Origin of the sequence: Pedococcus ginsenosidimutans, from assembly GCF_039544395.1 — a bacterium.
GTDB classification, from domain to species: domain Bacteria; phylum Actinomycetota; class Actinomycetes; order Actinomycetales; family Dermatophilaceae; genus Pedococcus; species Pedococcus ginsenosidimutans.
The window spans coordinates 51,100-66,721 of sequence record NZ_BAABLO010000012.1 but is presented as its reverse complement, the minus strand read 5'-3'; the positions used below and the strand labels follow the sequence as shown (position 1 = coordinate 66,721).

At 72.5% G+C, this 15,622-nt stretch carries 15 protein-coding genes; 9 read left to right on the top strand and 6 right to left on the bottom strand.

Annotated features, from left to right (window positions below):
* The first annotated feature begins 176 nt into the window (after positions 1 to 176).
* The 3 genes from ABEA42_RS14890 (at position 177) to ABEA42_RS14880 (ending at position 4,798) form a co-directional block, all read left to right on the top strand.
* A complete protein-coding gene (locus ABEA42_RS14890; RefSeq protein WP_345504561.1) occupies positions 177 to 725 on the top strand; it encodes a hypothetical protein in 549 nt (182 codons plus the stop codon).
* On the top strand, positions 722 to 3,310 hold the full coding sequence (locus ABEA42_RS14885; RefSeq protein WP_345504559.1) for a cation-translocating P-type ATPase: 2,589 nt from the start codon (positions 722 to 724) through the stop codon (positions 3,308 to 3,310). The genes ABEA42_RS14890 and ABEA42_RS14885 overlap by 4 nt, the downstream gene beginning before the upstream one ends.
* A gap of 117 nt (positions 3,311 to 3,427) precedes the next feature.
* Positions 3,428 to 4,798: an MBL fold metallo-hydrolase gene (locus ABEA42_RS14880; RefSeq protein WP_345504557.1), complete on the top strand. Its 1,371-nt coding sequence runs from the start codon at positions 3,428 to 3,430 to the stop codon at positions 4,796 to 4,798.
* An 82-nt stretch (positions 4,799 to 4,880) separates the two neighbouring features.
* Here the strand turns inward: ABEA42_RS14880 and ABEA42_RS14875 are convergent, their stop codons facing one another.
* On the bottom strand, positions 4,881 to 5,855 hold the full coding sequence (locus ABEA42_RS14875) for a universal stress protein (RefSeq protein WP_345504556.1): 975 nt from the start codon (positions 5,853 to 5,855) through the stop codon (positions 4,881 to 4,883).
* A gap of 262 nt (positions 5,856 to 6,117) precedes the next feature.
* On the opposite strand from ABEA42_RS14875, the gene ppdK reads away from it, so the two are divergent.
* The 3 genes from ppdK (at position 6,118) to ABEA42_RS14860 (ending at position 10,397) form a co-directional block, all read left to right on the top strand.
* Complete coding sequence (ppdK, locus tag ABEA42_RS14870) at positions 6,118 to 8,856, top strand: pyruvate, phosphate dikinase (protein WP_345504555.1); 2,739 nt, start codon at positions 6,118 to 6,120, stop codon at positions 8,854 to 8,856.
* 145 nt (positions 8,857 to 9,001) lie between these two features.
* The gene (locus ABEA42_RS14865; protein WP_345504554.1) at positions 9,002 to 9,412 is read left to right on the top strand and encodes a VOC family protein; all 411 of its coding nucleotides are present in this window, start codon (positions 9,002 to 9,004) and stop codon (positions 9,410 to 9,412) included.
* Positions 9,413 to 9,608: 196 nt separating this feature from the next.
* Positions 9,609 to 10,397 carry a DUF4386 domain-containing protein gene (locus tag ABEA42_RS14860; RefSeq protein ID WP_345504553.1) on the top strand — a complete coding sequence of 263 codons (789 nt, stop codon included), beginning with the start codon at positions 9,609 to 9,611 and terminating at the stop codon, positions 10,395 to 10,397.
* 107 nt (positions 10,398 to 10,504) lie between these two features.
* Here ABEA42_RS14860 and ABEA42_RS14855 read toward each other — a convergent pair whose 3' ends face one another.
* The 3 genes from ABEA42_RS14855 to ABEA42_RS14845 all read right to left on the bottom strand — a co-directional run bounded on the left by ABEA42_RS14855 (position 10,505) and on the right by ABEA42_RS14845 (position 11,753).
* On the bottom strand, positions 10,505 to 10,711 hold the full coding sequence (locus ABEA42_RS14855; RefSeq protein WP_345504551.1) for a hypothetical protein: 207 nt from the start codon (positions 10,709 to 10,711) through the stop codon (positions 10,505 to 10,507).
* A 111-nt stretch (positions 10,712 to 10,822) separates the two neighbouring features.
* Entirely contained in the window at positions 10,823 to 11,053 is a 231-nt protein-coding gene (locus ABEA42_RS14850; protein ID WP_345504550.1) for a hypothetical protein, read from the bottom strand.
* Between the two features lie 97 nt (positions 11,054 to 11,150).
* On the bottom strand, positions 11,151 to 11,753 hold the full coding sequence (locus ABEA42_RS14845) for a GNAT family N-acetyltransferase (RefSeq protein WP_345504548.1): 603 nt from the start codon (positions 11,751 to 11,753) through the stop codon (positions 11,151 to 11,153).
* Between the two features lie 120 nt (positions 11,754 to 11,873).
* On the opposite strand from ABEA42_RS14845, the gene ABEA42_RS14840 reads away from it, so the two are divergent.
* Together ABEA42_RS14840 and ABEA42_RS14835 are read left to right on the top strand one after the other, a co-directional pair.
* Positions 11,874 to 12,578: a hypothetical protein gene (locus tag ABEA42_RS14840; RefSeq protein WP_345504546.1), complete on the top strand. Its 705-nt coding sequence runs from the start codon at positions 11,874 to 11,876 to the stop codon at positions 12,576 to 12,578.
* A gap of 130 nt (positions 12,579 to 12,708) precedes the next feature.
* A complete protein-coding gene (locus tag ABEA42_RS14835; RefSeq protein ID WP_345504544.1) occupies positions 12,709 to 13,032 on the top strand; it encodes a hypothetical protein in 324 nt (107 codons plus the stop codon).
* 35 nt (positions 13,033 to 13,067) lie between these two features.
* On the opposite strand, the gene ABEA42_RS14830 is transcribed toward ABEA42_RS14835, so the two are convergent.
* Positions 13,068 to 13,739, bottom strand: a complete 672-nt coding sequence (locus ABEA42_RS14830) for an N-acyl homoserine lactonase family protein (RefSeq protein WP_345504543.1) — start codon at positions 13,737 to 13,739, stop codon at positions 13,068 to 13,070.
* Positions 13,740 to 14,089: 350 nt separating this feature from the next.
* Between ABEA42_RS14830 and ABEA42_RS14825 the strand changes: the two genes are divergently transcribed.
* A complete protein-coding gene (locus ABEA42_RS14825) occupies positions 14,090 to 15,418 on the top strand; it encodes a cation:proton antiporter (protein WP_345504542.1) in 1,329 nt (442 codons plus the stop codon).
* Positions 15,419 to 15,472: 54 nt separating this feature from the next.
* On the opposite strand, the gene ABEA42_RS14820 is transcribed toward ABEA42_RS14825, so the two are convergent.
* Positions 15,473 to 15,610 (bottom strand): hypothetical protein, encoded by a 138-nt coding sequence (locus ABEA42_RS14820; RefSeq protein WP_345504541.1) that lies wholly within the window; start codon positions 15,608 to 15,610, stop codon positions 15,473 to 15,475.
* Positions 15,611 to 15,622 lie beyond the last annotated feature (12 nt).

Below are 15,622 nucleotides of genomic sequence, written 5' to 3'. Positions count from 1 at the left end.
GGACCCCGGCACCACATGTGGTGTCCGCGTGTCGCGACGACGAGAGCGGCTCCCCCGTCGTGCACGTACCCGGCCGCCGTGTCCGGGACCTAGGTCTCTGCACCTTCTGCCGCTTACGACCCAGAGTGGAGTCGGGATGTGCGACCGGCCGCCCGACACGTGAGGAGCCATGGAAGATGCGCGAGGACACGCGACAGCTGGTGCCGTACCGGCTCGGCGACGGCACCCACTGGCGGGTGCGTTCGGACGTCGTGGGCCGGCACCGTGCACCGGGCGTGCCGCCCGTCGCCGTCGGCGACCTGGCCGGCGTGGGTGTCCACCTGCGTCGGCGTGCGGGCACCCACCCGCCGCGGGTCGCGGTCGTGACCGACGAGGCCCGGCTGGGCGACGAGGCACTCACTGTCCTGCGCGGCGCAGCGCGCTCGCCCGACCTGCGCCAGCAGACCGAGATGCGGATCCGGCACTGCTCCTCCCCCGCTGCCACGGTCCGCGACTTCGTCGACCTCACCCGCCAGTGCTCCCCCGGGAGCCTCGCCGCGGCGGTCGAGGCCCTGGCCGACGACCCCGGCTGTGACGCGGTCGTCGTGGCGCTCGGCGCCACCTCGGCCGACCGGGCCCGCTCGCTCGTGGGTGTGGTCGAGCGCGTCTGCCGCGACCACCCGGGGACCACCGTCGTCGTGGTGTCACCCGCCGGCGTCGACCCCCCGAGCCCCCGCGACGCATGAGGACCGCCGCCGCGCCGGACGGTGCCGGCGGGGCGCAGGGCACTCTCGGTCTTCCGGCTGGCGTCGGGTCAGGTCTGTCCAACGCCGAGGTGGCGCGCCTGCGTGCCGTGCACGGGCCCAACGCCATCCCCGCGCCCCGCCCGCCGCGGGTCGCCGTACGGGTGTTCCGCTCGTTGCTGGACCCCCTCGTCCTCGTGCTGCTCGCCGCCCTCGCGCTCACCCTCGTCACGACCGACCTCACCGACGCGGCGGTGATCGGGCTCGTGGTCCTGGTCAACACGACCCTCGCGGTGCGGCAGGAGGTCAGCGCCGACCGCGCCGTACGTGCCTTGTCCTCGCTGGTGACGCCGTCGGCGACCGTCACGCGCGACGGGCGACAGCAGTCGGTGTCGGTGGAGGACCTCGTGCCGGGCGACCTGGTCCACCTGCGCCAGGGCGACCTCGTGCCCGCCGACGCCGTCCTCGTGTCGGGCACGGGCGTCACCGTCGACGAGTCGATGCTGACCGGGGAGTCCGAGCCGGTCGGCAAGTCCCCGTTGTCCGCGCAGGCGTCCGCAGGACCGGACGCGGCGACGCCCGACGACGCCACCCTCTACGCCGGCACCGCGGTGGTCCGGGGACGGGGCACGGTCCGCGTCACGGCCACCGGCCCCGCGAGCGCGACGGGGCGGATCGCCGCGCTGGTCGTCGGCACGCAGCAGCGCCGCACGCCGTTGCAGCAGCGCATGGCGCGGCTCTCCGGCCAGCTCGCCGTGGCAGCGGTCGCCCTGTGCTCCCTCGTCTTCGTGATCGGTCTGCTGCGTGGCGAACCCGTCGAGCGGATGCTCCTCACCGGGGTGAGCCTCATCGTCGCCGCGGTGCCCGAGTCGCTCCCGGTCGTCGTCACCCTGAGCATGGCGCTGGCGGCCCGCCGCATGGCCGCCCGGCACGCGGTGGTGCGCAACCTCGCGGCCGTGGAGACGCTGGGGTCGGTGACCCTGCTGGCCACCGACAAGACGGGCACGTTGACCGAGGGGCTGATGGCGGTCTCCTCGACCTGGCAGCCCGACGGGCTGCTGCCGCAGGACCTCATGGCGGCGGTCGTGCTGTGCAACGACGCGGGCGACGGCGTCGACGGGGTCCGGCACGACCCCACCGAGTCGGCCCTGCTCGCCACCGCCGCCTCCTCGGGCGTCGACGTCGCCGCCCTGCGCGCGAGCCGCCCGCGGCTGTCCGAGCTGCCCTTCGACAGCCGGACCAAGCGCATGACGACCTGGCACGCGCTGCGACCGACCGCGAAGGACGAGCCGCCTCCCCCGGGCTGGTCACCCGCTCCCAGCGGTCGGGGGCCACGGGTGCTCGTCGTGTCCAAGGGGGCTCCGGAGGTGATGATCCGTCCCGAGGTGCTCGACGACCCACCTGAGCTGGTGGCCGAGGCGCTGGAGCGGGCGGGCGCCCTGGCCGCTGCCGGTGAGCGCGTCCTGGCGGTGGCGGCCGTCGAGGTCGCGACCGCGCTCCCCACGGGCGGTGTCGCGCCGCCACTGCACCTCGTCGGGCTCGTGGCGCTGCGGGACCTGCCACGTGCTGCCGCGGCCGACGCGGTGTCGCAGTGCCTGCGCGCGGGTATCGAGGTCGGCCTCGTGACCGGCGACCACCCCGCCACGGCCTGGGCGGTGGCGCGCGCCGTCAACATCCCCACCGGGTCGGGTCCCCTCGCGCTGCACGAGCCGGCGGCACCCGCGCCCGTCGACGCGGTGGAGGTCAGCCGCCACCGCGTCATCGCGCGGGCCACCCCAGCCGACAAGCTCGAGCTCATCTCCGCCTGGCAGCACGCCGGGCACGTCGTGGCGATGCTGGGCGACGGCGTCAACGACGCCCCGGCGCTGCACCGGGCCGACATCGGCGTGGCCATGGGGCGTCGTGGCACCGAGGTGGCGAGGGAGGCGGCCGACGTCATCCTCACCGACGACAACCTCGGCACGGTCGTCGCGGCGGTCGAGGAGGGCCGCCGGGTCTACGCCAACATCCGGCGCTTCCTGCTCTACGGCATCTCCGGCGGCGCAGCCGAGATCCTGCTCATGCTCGCGGGCCCCGCGGCGGGCGTGCCCCTCCCCCTGCTGCCGGCCCAGATCCTGTGGGTCAACCTGGTCACGCACTCGTTCGCCGGAGCCGCCCTGGGCGCCGAGCCGCTGGAGGACGGCGCCATGGTCCGCGGCCCGCGCCCACCGAGGCAGAACGCCCTCGACGGCCTGTGGTGGCGGCTGCTGGTGCTCGCCGCCACGGTGGCCACGGCGGCGCTCCTCGGCGCGGTCGTCGCCGGCGACCGCCTCGGACCCTCCACGGCCCTGCTCGCCCTGGGTGTCGGGCAGCTCTGCGTCGCGCTGGCCCTGCAGTCCAGGACGTCGCGCCCGCTCGGCCGGCAGCGGCTGGTCCTGCCCCTGACGCTCGCGGCCGCAGCCGTCCTGCTCGTCGCTGCGGTGACGGTGCCGCCGCTCTCCCACCTGCTCGGCACCTACCTCCCGCCCCCCGCCTCCTGGGCCTGGGCCGCGGGCAGCGGGCTCGCGGCATACGCGGTGGCGCGGTGGGTGCGCCCCTCCAGCCTGTGACCAGCTCGCGCGAGGTGGGACCTAGTTCCCTGTCCGCCGCCCCCGCCTCCCGGGACCGTGGGCCCAGCGAAGGGAGCCCACGATGGGAGCAGGACGCAGGGACCGCGGGACGTACCGATGAGCACCGTGCTGACGTTCCTCGGGGCAGCGGGGACGGTGACCGGCAGCCGCACGCTGGTGGAGCACTCGGGGCGGCGCACGATGGTGGACTGCGGCCTCTACCAGGGCGAGCGCCAGTGGCGGCGGCTCAACTGGGAGCCCTTCCCCGTCGGCGCCCACACCATCGACGAGGTGGTGCTCACCCACACCCACCTCGACCACTGCGGCTACCTGCCTGCGCTGGTGCGCCAGGGCTTCGACGGCCCGGTGCGCTGCACCAGCGGGACGGCCGACCTCGCGCCGATCGTCCTGCGGGACAGCGCGCACCTGCTCGAGGAGGAGGCGTCCTACGCGCGGACCAGCGGCTACTCCAAGCACCACCCGCCGATGCCGCTCTACACCAGCGGTGACGTCGAGCGGGCGGTCCGGCTCTTCCACGAGACCGCGTACGCCGCCCCGGTCCCCCTCGGCGACGAGGGCAGCCTCCTGCTCGTGCGCGCCGGCCACGTCCTGGGCTCCGCCAACGTGCACCTCACCACCGCCGACACCACCGTGCTCTTCTCCGGCGACCTGGGCCGTCCGGCCCACCCGGTCCTGCTGCCACGGGAGACGCCGCCGGCGGCCCGCGCGGTCGTGGTCGAGTCGACGTACGGCGACCGCCGCCACCCGCCGCCGGACCCCGAGCACGGCGAGCTGGCAGAGACCATCAGGCGCACCGTCTCCCGCGGCGGGTCGGTCGTCATCCCCGCCTTCGCGGTCGACCGCACCGAGCTCGTCCTGCACGCGCTCGGTGAGCTGCACCGGCGCGGGCGGATCCCCGAGGTCCCCGTCTACGTCGACAGCCCCATGGCGCTCGCGGTGCTCGAGGTGTACCGCGACCCCCGTCACCGCAGCGAGCTGCGGGCGGGCCTGGGCGACGAGCTGGTGAGCCTGCCCGGTCTGCGCACCCTGCCGACGGCGCAGGAGTCGACCCGGGTGAACCGGCCCCACGAGCCGAGCATCATCGTGTCCTCCTCCGGCATGGCCTCGGGCGGTCGCGTGGTGCACCACCTCAAGGCGCTGCTGCCGGACCGGCGCAACACGGTCGTCCTGACGGGCTACCAGGCCATGGGCACCCGCGGCCGGGCGCTCGCCGAGGGCGCCCGCGAGGTCAAGATCGCCGGTTCCTACGTCAAGGTGCGGGCCGAGGTCGTGCAGGACGAGGGCTTCTCGGTCCACGCGGACGCCGACGAGCTGATGGCGTGGCTGCTGGCCCTGCCCGAGCCGCCGGAGACGGTCTTCGTGACCCACGGCGAACCGGAGTCCGCACACGCGCTGGCCGCCGAGGTCCGTGAGCAGACCGGCGCCACCGTCGTCGTCCCGCGGCTCGGTGAGCGGGTGCTGCTCTAGCGCCGTGCGCCTCTACCGCGGCACGGCGAGCGGGTGCTGCTTTAGCGCTGTGCTGCAGTGACGCTGTTGCTGCTGGCAGCGGTCAGGCGTCGCCCACCGATGCCAGGCCCTCGTCCGCACGGGCCGTGACGGGGGCGGCGAGGTGGCGGGGCACCACGAGCACGTCGCAGGGCATGGCGTCCAGGACGCCCCGGGCCACCGAGCCGGCGATGAGCCCGGCCAGGCGCCCCTCACCCCGGGTCCCCACGACGAGCAGGTCCCGTGGGCCCGAGTGCGACAGCAGCGCCGGCACCGGGTCGTCGACGTCGACCACCACGCGGGCCAGCGAGTGGTCGGGGTCGCGCTGGGCCAGCAGCAGGTCGGCGTGGCGCTCCCAGATCACGGAGGCCTCCACGTGCAGCTCGGCGTCGACGCGCCCGACGGCGTGCACCACGGTCAGCGGCCAGCCCCGGGTCTGCGCCTCGGCCACGGCTTCACCGAGCACCGCCTCCGCCGATGGCGAGGAGTCGACCCCCACGACCACGACCGGGTGGCGACGGGCCATCGCCGCGGCCTGGGCCGCGTTGGGCCGCTCGGTGGGGATCCTGTTCGTCGTCCCCGTGGGCCCGGCCACCATCACCGCGCACCCCAGCCTCCGAGCCAGCGCCTCGCTGGGGGAACCCATGGTGAAGGTCCCGAGGCCACCTGCCCCGTGACGTCCCAGCACCAGTACCGAGGCCTGTCGGGCCAGCGGTTCGAGGGCGGGTGAGGCCGCGGAGGCGGCGACGACCGTGCGCACCGGGAAGTCGACCGCGCCGAGGCGCTCGAGGGCGCGGGCCCCCGCGGACCTCGCCTCCTCAGCGACCTCCTGCGAGGCACCGGCCCAGTCGCGCGGGCGGTGCGCCCTGCGGCCCAGCCCCTCCTCCAGCGTCACGACGACGAGCTCCTGTCCCCGCCACAGCGCCTCACGCTTCGCCACGTCCACGGCTTCCAGGGACTCCCAGGAGCCGTCGCAGCCGACGACGACGCACCCTGCGGGCGCCGGCTCGGTACGGCGAGGAGCTTCGTTGTCGACCATGGCAGCCTCCGGGGACGAGTCGGGTACGAGGGGGTGCGGACACCGGGCCCGCACCCTCAGCCTGTGGCGGGCCCCCACCCCCCCACAGGGCCATTGGTCCCCCGCGAGGCTCACTGCCCGGGCACGGTCCGCCGGGGACCTTCGGCACTGTCCCGGCCCACCCCCGCGCGTGATCGTCACGGGTAGGGAGCGCGAGGGATCGCAAGGCTCCTCGTGGCGGCTGTGCCTGCGGTCGCCGGACGCGACGGACAGGAGTCCTGCCATGACCGCACTCACCACCGCGACCTCGACCCCGCTGGTCGTCGCCTTCCCCGACGGCGACGGCACGATGGCCGAGATCCTCGGCGGCAAGGGTGCCGGCCTCGCGCAGATGACACGGCTGGGGCTGCCCGTCCCGCACGGCTTCACGGTGACGACGGCCGCGTGCCGCGAGTACCTGCGCGAGGGACAGGAGCCGGCTGCGCTCGCCACCGAGCTCGAGGCGGCGCTGCGCCGCTTGGAGGCGTCCGCCGGGCGATCCCTCGGGGACCCGGTCGACCCCCTGCTGGTCTCGGTGCGCTCGGGGGCGCGGTTCTCCATGCCCGGGATGATGGAGACGATCCTCGACGTCGGCCTCACCGACGAGGTCGTCACTGGCGTGGCGGCCCGTCAGGGAGCCCGATTCGCCTGGGACTCCTACCGCCGCCTGGTCCAGATGTACGGGCGGACGGTCCTCGGGGTCGACAGCGCGCACTTCGAGGCACGGCTGGCCCGGGCCCGCGCGGACGCGGGGGTGACCACCGACCAGGAGCTCTCGGCCGACTCCCTGGAGGAGGTGACCGGGGACTTCCGGAAGCTGCTGCTCGAGCACGCCGGCGAGGACCTCCCCCAGGACCCGAGGGAGCAGCTGCACCGCGCCGTACTCGCCGTGTTCGCGTCGTGGACCGGTGACCGCGCCCGCCGCTACCGCGCGCACGAGGGCATCTCCGAGGACCTCGGCACGGCCGTGAACATCGTCCAGATGGTCTTCGGCAACCGCGGCCGGCGTTCCGGCAGCGGTGTCTGCTTCACCCGCAACCCGGCCACCGGCGAGCCGGTCCCCTACGGCGACTACCTCGTCGACGCCCAGGGTGAGGACGTGGTCAACGGCAGCCGCCGCACCATGGACCTCACCGAGCTCGCGGCGCGCGAGCCCGAGCTGCACCGCGAGCTCGTCGGCCACTTGGCCACCCTGGAGCGCCACTACCGGGACCTGTGCGACGTGGAGTTCACGGTCGAGGAGGGTCGGTTGTGGATCCTGCAGACGCGTGTGGGCAAGCGCAGCCCGGCGGCAGCGTTCCGCATCGCGTGCGACCTGCACGACGAGGGTGTCATCGACCTCGACGAGGCGCTCTGCCGGGTGGACGGGCACCAGCTCGCGTCCCTGCTGCACCCCGGCTTCGCCACGGGATCCGGGGAGCAGCCGGTCGCCCGCGGCCTGGCCGCCAGCCCCGGCGCCGCGACCGGCAGGGTCGTCTTCGACGCCGCCACCGCCATGGAGTGGGCCGCCCGCGGCGAGCACGTCGTGCTGGTCCGCCCGGAGACGAGCCCCGACGACCTCGGCGGCCTGCTGGCCTCGGTCGCGGTGGTCACCGCGCGGGGCGGCCTGACCTCCCACGCCGCCGTGGTGGCCCGCGGGCTCGGCAAGACCTGCGTCACCGGCGTCGAGGGGCTCGAGGTCGACGAGAACGGGCGCCGGGCGGGGCTTCCCGGTGGCCTGGTGCTCGACGAGGGCGATGCGCTGTCCGTGGACGGTGCCACGGGTGAGGTCTTCCTCGGTTCGCGCGACGTCGTCCCGAGTGCCTGCGCGCTGGCCATCCGCAGCTGGAGCCACGAGCAGGCTCGCGCTCCGTACCTCACCCACGCCGACCCGACGGTGCGCTCGGTCGGCAGGCTGCTCGCGCACGCTGACGAACGCCGCACTGCCGGTGTGCGGGCCAACGCCGAGACCCCCAGCGACGCACACGCGGCACGGGAGTACGGCGCCGAGGGGATCGGCCTCGCCCGGACCGAGCACATGCTGCTCGGTGACCGGCGCGTCCTCGTCGAGCAGGTCGTCACCGGCAACGAGCGCGCCGCCGCCCTCGCCCGCATCGAGGAGCTGGCGAGGGTCGAGCTCGAGCAGGTGCTCGAGGAGATGGACGGCCTGCCGACGGTCGTGCGGCTGCTGGACCCGCCGCTGCACGAGTTCCTGCCCGACCTCGTCGACCTCGAGGTGGGGACCGCCGTCGCGCGAGCTGGTGGCACCCCCGATCTCGAGGCCGAGCGGCGGCTCACCCTCGTACGCCGCTGGCACGAGCAGAACCCCATGCTCGGCCTGCGTGGAGTGCGCCTGCTGGCAGCAGTACCGGAGCTCGTGACCGTCCAGGTGCGCGCGCTCGCCGAGGCTGCTGCGTCGCTGAAGGCGCGCGGGCTCGACCCGCGTCCCGAGGTGATGGTGCCGCTGGTGGCCGACGTCTGCGAGCTCACCGGCGCGCTCACGCGGATCCGCGCCGAGGTCGACGACGTCGCCACCGCGACCCACGAGGCAGTCCGGGTGCCGCTCGGGGTGATGATCGAGCTGCCGAGGGCGGCCCTGACCTCAGGCCGCCTGGCGGAGGAGGTCGACTTCTTCTCGTTCGGTACCAACGACCTGACGCAGACGACGTGGGGCATGTCGCGCGACGACGCCGAGACGAGCTTCCTCGCCGCGTACCGCGAGTCCGGCACGCTGGCGACCGACCCGTTCTCGACGCTCGACGACATCGGCGTCGGACGTCTCATCCGGCTGTCCGTGCAGGAGGGTCGGCTCACCCGGCCGACGCTCGGGCTCGGGGTGTGCGGCGAGCACGCCGGCGACCCCGACTCCATCCACCTGCTGCTCGCCGCCGGCGTCGACTACCTCTCCTGCTCACCACCTCGCGTGCCCGTGGCCCGGCTCGAGGCCGGTCGGTATGCCGTCATGTCCACGGCCGGTGGTGCGACAGGTTCCGACACCCGCTGACTTCCACGGTCGCTCCGCATTGCATCCACCAGAGCCTGACGGATGAGGACGTGGAGGTCATGCCGCGATTCGCTCGCTGCCATCGGGGAGCGAGGGTCCGCTGCTACCGCTTACGGTGAGTGGTCGAACCCGTCAGGAGGCATGAGTGACCACTTATCCCGTGTTGATCCACACCGCGATCGACGCACGCGACTGCCGCGGTCTCGCGGAGTTCTATCGCGAGCTCCTGGGACTGCACTACCGGGATCGAGACAAGCCGCCGACTGACGGCGGTCCTGATGACGCGAACTGGATCGTCCTGCTGGACGACAACGGGGACCGCGTGGTGACCATCCAGCAGAAGGTGGACACGGCGCCTCCGACATGGCCGTCCGAGGCAGTTCCGATGCAGATGCACATGGACTTCAAGGTCGCCACGCATGAAGAGCTCGAGCGGCACCGCCAGCGTGCTGAGGAGCTGGGAGCTCGACTCCTGCATGACCGCACACACGAGCAGGACGCACCCCTCTACGTCCTCGCAGACCCCGCTGGCCATCCGTTCTGTCTGCTGGTTTGACACGTTCAGAGGCACGTCGCGGTACAGCCCATGGCCGGGTCGGGGCGGGACCTTTGGCCCCTAGGACCCCACCCGGGCCACGAGAACACTCGACTCATGACCACGCCTCAGAGCGCCCGCCATGGGGTCCGAGGATGGCCGGAAGGGCGAGTTCCGACCGTCACCTGAGCAGTGTTCGCGCTGAGAGGAGTCTGCGATGACCACGACGCACGCCCGGACCAATCCAAACCATGAGGTGATCGGAGCGGGCCTCGTCGGCACTGCTCGCAGGACCGGTTTGCTGTACCTCGGCCTGGCCGTGACCGGTGCGCTCGGGTACCAGTTCGTCCGGGGCCAGCTCTTCGTTGCCGGCGACCCCAGCGACACGTTGTCCAACCTGGTCGATGCCACTGCGATGGCTCGCCTCGGCATCCTGCTCGAGCTCGGCATCGTGGTGACCCAGGCTCTGGTGGCCGTGTGGTTCTACCGCCTGTTCCGCAGCGTCGACACCTTCGCCGCAGGGTTGGTCGCAGTGTTCGGCATGGTCAACGCGGTCATGATCCTGGGCAGCGCCGCGCTGCTCGCCACTGCCTTCGATGTCGCCCACGACAGCTCGTTGGCCGTGTCCGGCGGAGCGGCCGCCACCGTCCAGCTGCTGTATGTCATCAGCGGCCACCTCTGGACGGTCGCAGGCTCGTTCTTCGGCCTGTGGCTGATCCCGATGGGCTGGCTCGCGGTCCGCTCCTCGTGGCTGCCACGGCTCCTTGGCCAGGTCCTGATGGTCGGTGGTGTGGGCTACGTGCTCAGCACCGTCGTCAGCTACGTGTTCGCGGACGCCGGTCTCGCGGCCGGGTTGCTGACCGTCCCCGCGACCGTCGGTGAGCTGTGGATCGTCGGCTACCTGATCGTGTTCGGGGTCCGCGACCACTCCCGACCAGATCTCGAGGTCGCCCACGCCGGGGCCACGGAGTCGGCTTCCACGACCGGTGACCAGCACGAGTTGTGATCACAGGCACCCTGCCAGCCCTTGCTGACTGAGACACCGGCGCCGAACCTGGGCCCGGCCCGACAGAGCGCAGAAGCCTCGACAGAGGTCGGAACCCTCGACAGTGCTCAGAAGCCGGGGCCAGGGCCCATCCAGCTGGGCCCACCACGCAGCTTCACCTTCTTCGGGTCCTCGTCCCCGTGTTCGTCGGCCCACCGCTCCTCTGCGGTCCGATGGTCGCGGTGACGCGAGACCACGCCGGCGACCGCCAGCCACACGATGGCCACGACGCCGATCGCGAACGCGACGACGAGGAAGACCTCGAACAGGTTCACCGACTCCCATTTCCCACTGGCTCGACGACGACGTCGGGCTCATCCCCCGACCTCAGCGTAAGCGCGAACGGGCCCGGTGCACCACGGGTAGCGCCCACGAACGTCACCGCACTAGCGAGCGCGCCGGCGACCCCTGCCGAATGCCGCAAGGGCACCCAGCAGAGTGCCTGCGATGAACAACCCGAGTGGCTCCTGGTAACGCTCCCCGAGCGAGAGGAGGAGCGTGATGGCGAGCAGCTGTCCACCGGCCGCGTAGGACGCGATCGTCCGTCCTTGGCTCGCCTGGGCCTGACCGAGCAGGAATGCGGCGATGAAGGCGACGATGCCGATGACGACGGTCACGTGACTCCCCCTTCCCTTGCAGAGGCACAGACTACGGCTCAAACCCAGGGCGGGGGCCGGACAACGGGAAGCACTGCACCACAACGCCGCCCGAGGCTCAGGAGCGCTGGTCCAGGGTTCGACGCACCACCCGCCGCCGCAGGGTGGGTGAGGCCACGACCTCGTACCCAGCCTCGAGGAAGACCTGCAGCAGGCCGACCGAGGCCTCGTCCCAGATCACGGTCTTGCCCGGCGGTGGCTCGATCGGGTAGCCCTCCAGGACCCGGGCTCCGACCTGCTCGCCGTACTCGACGGTGGCGGCGGCGAGCTCGTACGTCAGGCCCGACCGGCGCTGGCCCTTGCGCACGACGAAACAGGTGACCGACCAGACGCCCTCGAGCTCGGGGTCCATCCGCATCCACGGCTGTTTCCGGCTCCACAGCCTGGGGTAGTTCTCCCGCGGCTCCACGGCGACCCAGCCCGCTGCCTCACCGTCGACGTACCCGATCAACCCGGACGTCGGGCCGGTGGTGCCGCAGGCGGTCTGCTCGAGCAGCGCGGCGTCCCTCTGCTCCTGCGTGCTGTCGCGCCAGATCCAGCCGGGCACCTTCAACGCCTGGCAGCGGCACTTGCGGGCGCCCCCCGAGGCGAACACCGCCTCGACGTCCTCGAGCGCTGCCCGGTTGGCCGGCAGCCAGGTGAATTCGGGTGAGCTCTTCATCGGTCGGGTCCCCCAGGCACGCCCACACCCTGCCACAGGGTTCGCGCCGCGTCCTCGAAGTCGCCTTCCGATCTGGACCTCCACCTCGGCCTTCCGAGCCCGATGCGTCATGATCCGGGGATGACGACCCCGCGACGAGTGCAGGACGTCTCCGCAGGCGACTGGGTCGACGAACGGCTGCTGAAGGGCTGGACGACCGAAGTGCCGGCGGGCGCGGTGGTGCCGACCGGCTTCGATCGCGTGGTGCGTGTGCTTCACCCGGCGGGCGACGGCCGCACCTGGGCCCAGGTCGCAGCGGCCCATGACCGAGTCATGCACCCCTTGGCCCAGTGGTGCGGCATCAACCCCACGTTCGATGGGACCGGACGCTCGAGCTGGGTCGACCCGGACGAGGGATCGATGCCGCCTGGGGTCCAGCGGGCGGTCCTCGACCACTGCCCGGCCACCGGCGACCTGTTCTACGCGGTGTGGGTCGGGTGGGGTTCGTGGGAAGCGCCCGAGCGGGGGCCCACGATGCGGGGGCGTGGTGGCTACCGCCTCTTCACGGCCCCGAAGGCGGTCATCACCAGCTGGCCGGGTATGGCGTCACTGTGGGGACAGTCGGCCAGCCTCATCTGGCCAGCGGACCGCTCATGGTGCATAGCCACGGACATCGACTGGGACAGCACCCTCGTCGCCGCCGACTCGACGTTGGCCGACGCCCTGCTGCGGGACGAACGGCTCGAGGCCGTCGAGGTCGCCTACGAGGACGACCTCAGCTGGCTCGGCGACCGCGTCAACCCCAGACCCGTGTGGCTCGCGGAACAGCTGCCGGAGACCGACTGACCGGGGCCATCTGAGGACTGCACGAACACGGCGGTGGCAGAGGCCTCGACCGTCCATCGCTGAAAGCGCGGCTGCACCCATGCGACCTGTGCGACGATTCGTCGATCTTCACGGGGGACGAGGAGCTGGCATGGCGCAACCGGTCGACGGCGTGCTCGCAGCGGAGTCGAGGGGGAAGTGGCGTCCGTTCCTGCTGACCGTCCTCGTGCTGACCGCCACGCTGGCCCTGGTCGCCCTGGCCGCCGTGGAGGGGTTCTGGTACGGGTACCGCGCGAGCATGGACACGGTTTCTCGCGTCGCGATGGACAGCCCGGTCGCCCCTGCCGGCCTCGTCATGGGTGGCTTGGTCGGGGCACTCACGGCGGTCGTCCTCCTTGCCGCCGCCCTCGGACTACTGGGTCTCGTTGCGATGCTGGTCAGGCACAGGAGGGATGCTCGAACCGCCTCACGGTGATGACCACCTGAGTCGATCAGGACCGAGCCGCGGCGTCATCGGGACGGCCGCCACGGCTCGTGCGTGTGCGAGAGCCACACCTCCTGCGGCTCGAGCGCACGGACCAGCCGCTGGCCCTCGGTGCTCGGGTCGTCGAGCTCGGCGAGGAAGACCGCGGTGTCACCGCAGATCACCACGGGCCGCTCACCCGACCCCACGACGACCACCTGCGAGCCGGGCGTGTGCCCCGGCGCCGGGACGAGCCGGATGCCCGGCAGGAGCTCGAACGGGCCGTCGACGGGCACGTACTCCACACCGGGCGCCTCCACCCACTCCCGGACCGTGTAGTCGTCGGGGCCCAGTGCGTCGTCGAGCTCGCGTCGCTGCACATAGGTCGGCTTGCCGGCGAAGAGGTGGTTGCCGCCGCAGTGGTCGAAGTGCAGGTGCGTGTTGACGACGATGTCGATGCTGTCCGGGTCGAGTCCTCCGGGCTCGGTGAAGGGGATGAGCCGTGGGTCCATGTCGGCCACCGCCGGGTGCAGCTCGGTCAGGCCGGTGTCGACGAGCACGCGCCCTTCCGGGTGGTCGATGACATGGACGTAGACCGGCATCCGTTCGTCCCCGGCCAGCAGCTCAGCCACCAGGAACGGGGTGACCGTCAGCCGGGTGAGCTCGCCTCCCGCTCCCCCGCCCGTACCGGGCCCTGAGTCAGGCCCTGAGTCACTCATTGCCATCCTCCCCGCTGCTGCCCCGGCCTCGGCGAGGTCGCGGCGTCCGCTGGTCCTGGACGTGGTCGGGCATGCCTGTCTCCCTGGGTCGGAGGACCGCTGTGTGCGGCTGCGAGAACTATGACCCTGCCGAGGCACAGAAGTCATCGTCGCGGGTGCACCTGCGTACGCCTCGACCTCGGGCGCCGTGTCGGCCCTCACCGTCATCACGTGCGTCGGGACGCTTCCTCCACCAGAAGGACGACTGGTGTCCGCCGCGCGTCCAGCGGGCGCTACGTCGCACGTTCGTCGCCCACGCACACGGTGCCGGGTTCAATCGAGAGCACTCCACCGATCCTCTGGGGGGAACCATGGCTGCCGCCGACCTGGCGCACGTCCTGCTCGCTCTGCTGGTCATCCTCGCGGCAGCGCACAGCGTGGGCGGCTTGTTCGCGCGGTTCCGCCAGCCTCGGGTGATCGGCGAGATCTGTGGCGGGCTGCTGCTCGGACCCACCGTCCTGGGCGCGCTGGCACCCACCGTCGAGGGCTGGCTGTTCCCGAAGGCCGCCACCGCGTCGACCGTTCTGGGGTGGAGCTACCAGCTGGGGCTCCTGCTGCTGATGTACTGCTCGGGGATCGAGGCCCGGTCGGTGGTCACCCGGCGCGAGACCCGGACGGTCTCGGCGGTGCTGGTCTTCGGGACGATCCTGCCCTTCCTGGCGGGGCTGGCCGTGCTGCCGTTCGTCGGCGAGCGGAGCTTCTACGGACCATCGGGCAGCCACACGTCGTTCCTGCTCGTCTTCGCCGTCGCCATGGCCGTGACGAGCATTCCCGTCATCTCCCGCATCATGCTCGACCTGGGGATCATGGGCACGCCGTTCTCGAGGATCGTCCTGGGCACCGCCGTGATCGAGGACGTGCTGCTGTACGTCGTGCTCGCGGTCGCCCTGGGCGCAGCCGCCCGGAGCCCGTCAGCACTGTTCGGGATGCCGGCGCTCCTCGGGTTGGACCCCGGGTCCGCGGCGGACTTCGCCTACCACGCCGGGGCCACCGTCGTCGTCCTCGGTCTCGGCTTCGTCCTGGGGCGGCCCGTCTACCAGTGGGCGACGTCGACCGGCCTCAACGTGATCCACCGGCACAGCCCCGCAGCCTTCCAGCTGATGTTCGTCCTCGCCGCCTGCCTGGTCTGCCTGTACCTGGGAATCCAGCCGTTCTTCGGTGCGTTCATCGCCGGCATCGTCGTCGGGTCGGCGACCGTCGCCCCCAACCCCGTGCACGAAGGTGCCACGGTGGCCATCAAGGACTTCGCGTTCGCGTTCTTCGTGCCGATCTACTTCGCGATCGTCGGGCTGCAGCTGGACCTCCTGCACGGCTTCAACCCGTTGTTCTTCGTCGCCTACCTCGCCCTGGCGTGCGCGGTGAAGGCGCTCAGTGTCTACGCCGGCGCGCGCGTGGGCGGCCAGCCCCACCACGCCTCGGTGAACCTCGCGGTCGCGATGAACGCCCGTGGAGGGCCGGGGATCGTCCTGGCCTCGGTCGCCTTCGGTGCGGGCATCATCAACCAGTCCTTCTACTCGGTGCTGGTGCTCCTGGCCATCGTCACCTCGCTCCTCGCCGGGACCTGGCTCGAGAGGGTCCCTCGGGACCACCTGCTCGGTGCCCCGGCCGCGCAGCCCGCCGCCACACTGCCCGCCCCGTAGGCGCGAGCGGCCCGGCCACCCCCGCGTCGACCCGTTGTCGTCGGCCGCCGCCGGTCAGCGGTCGATCATGCGCTGCATGGCCTCGGGGTAGCGGTCGCCCTGCACCTGGACGCTGGCCGAGGCGCGGTCGAGCTCGACGAGGTCCTCGGGCGACAGCTCGAGCTGCGCCGAGCCCAGGCTCTCGGGTGCCAAGGAAACCAGAGC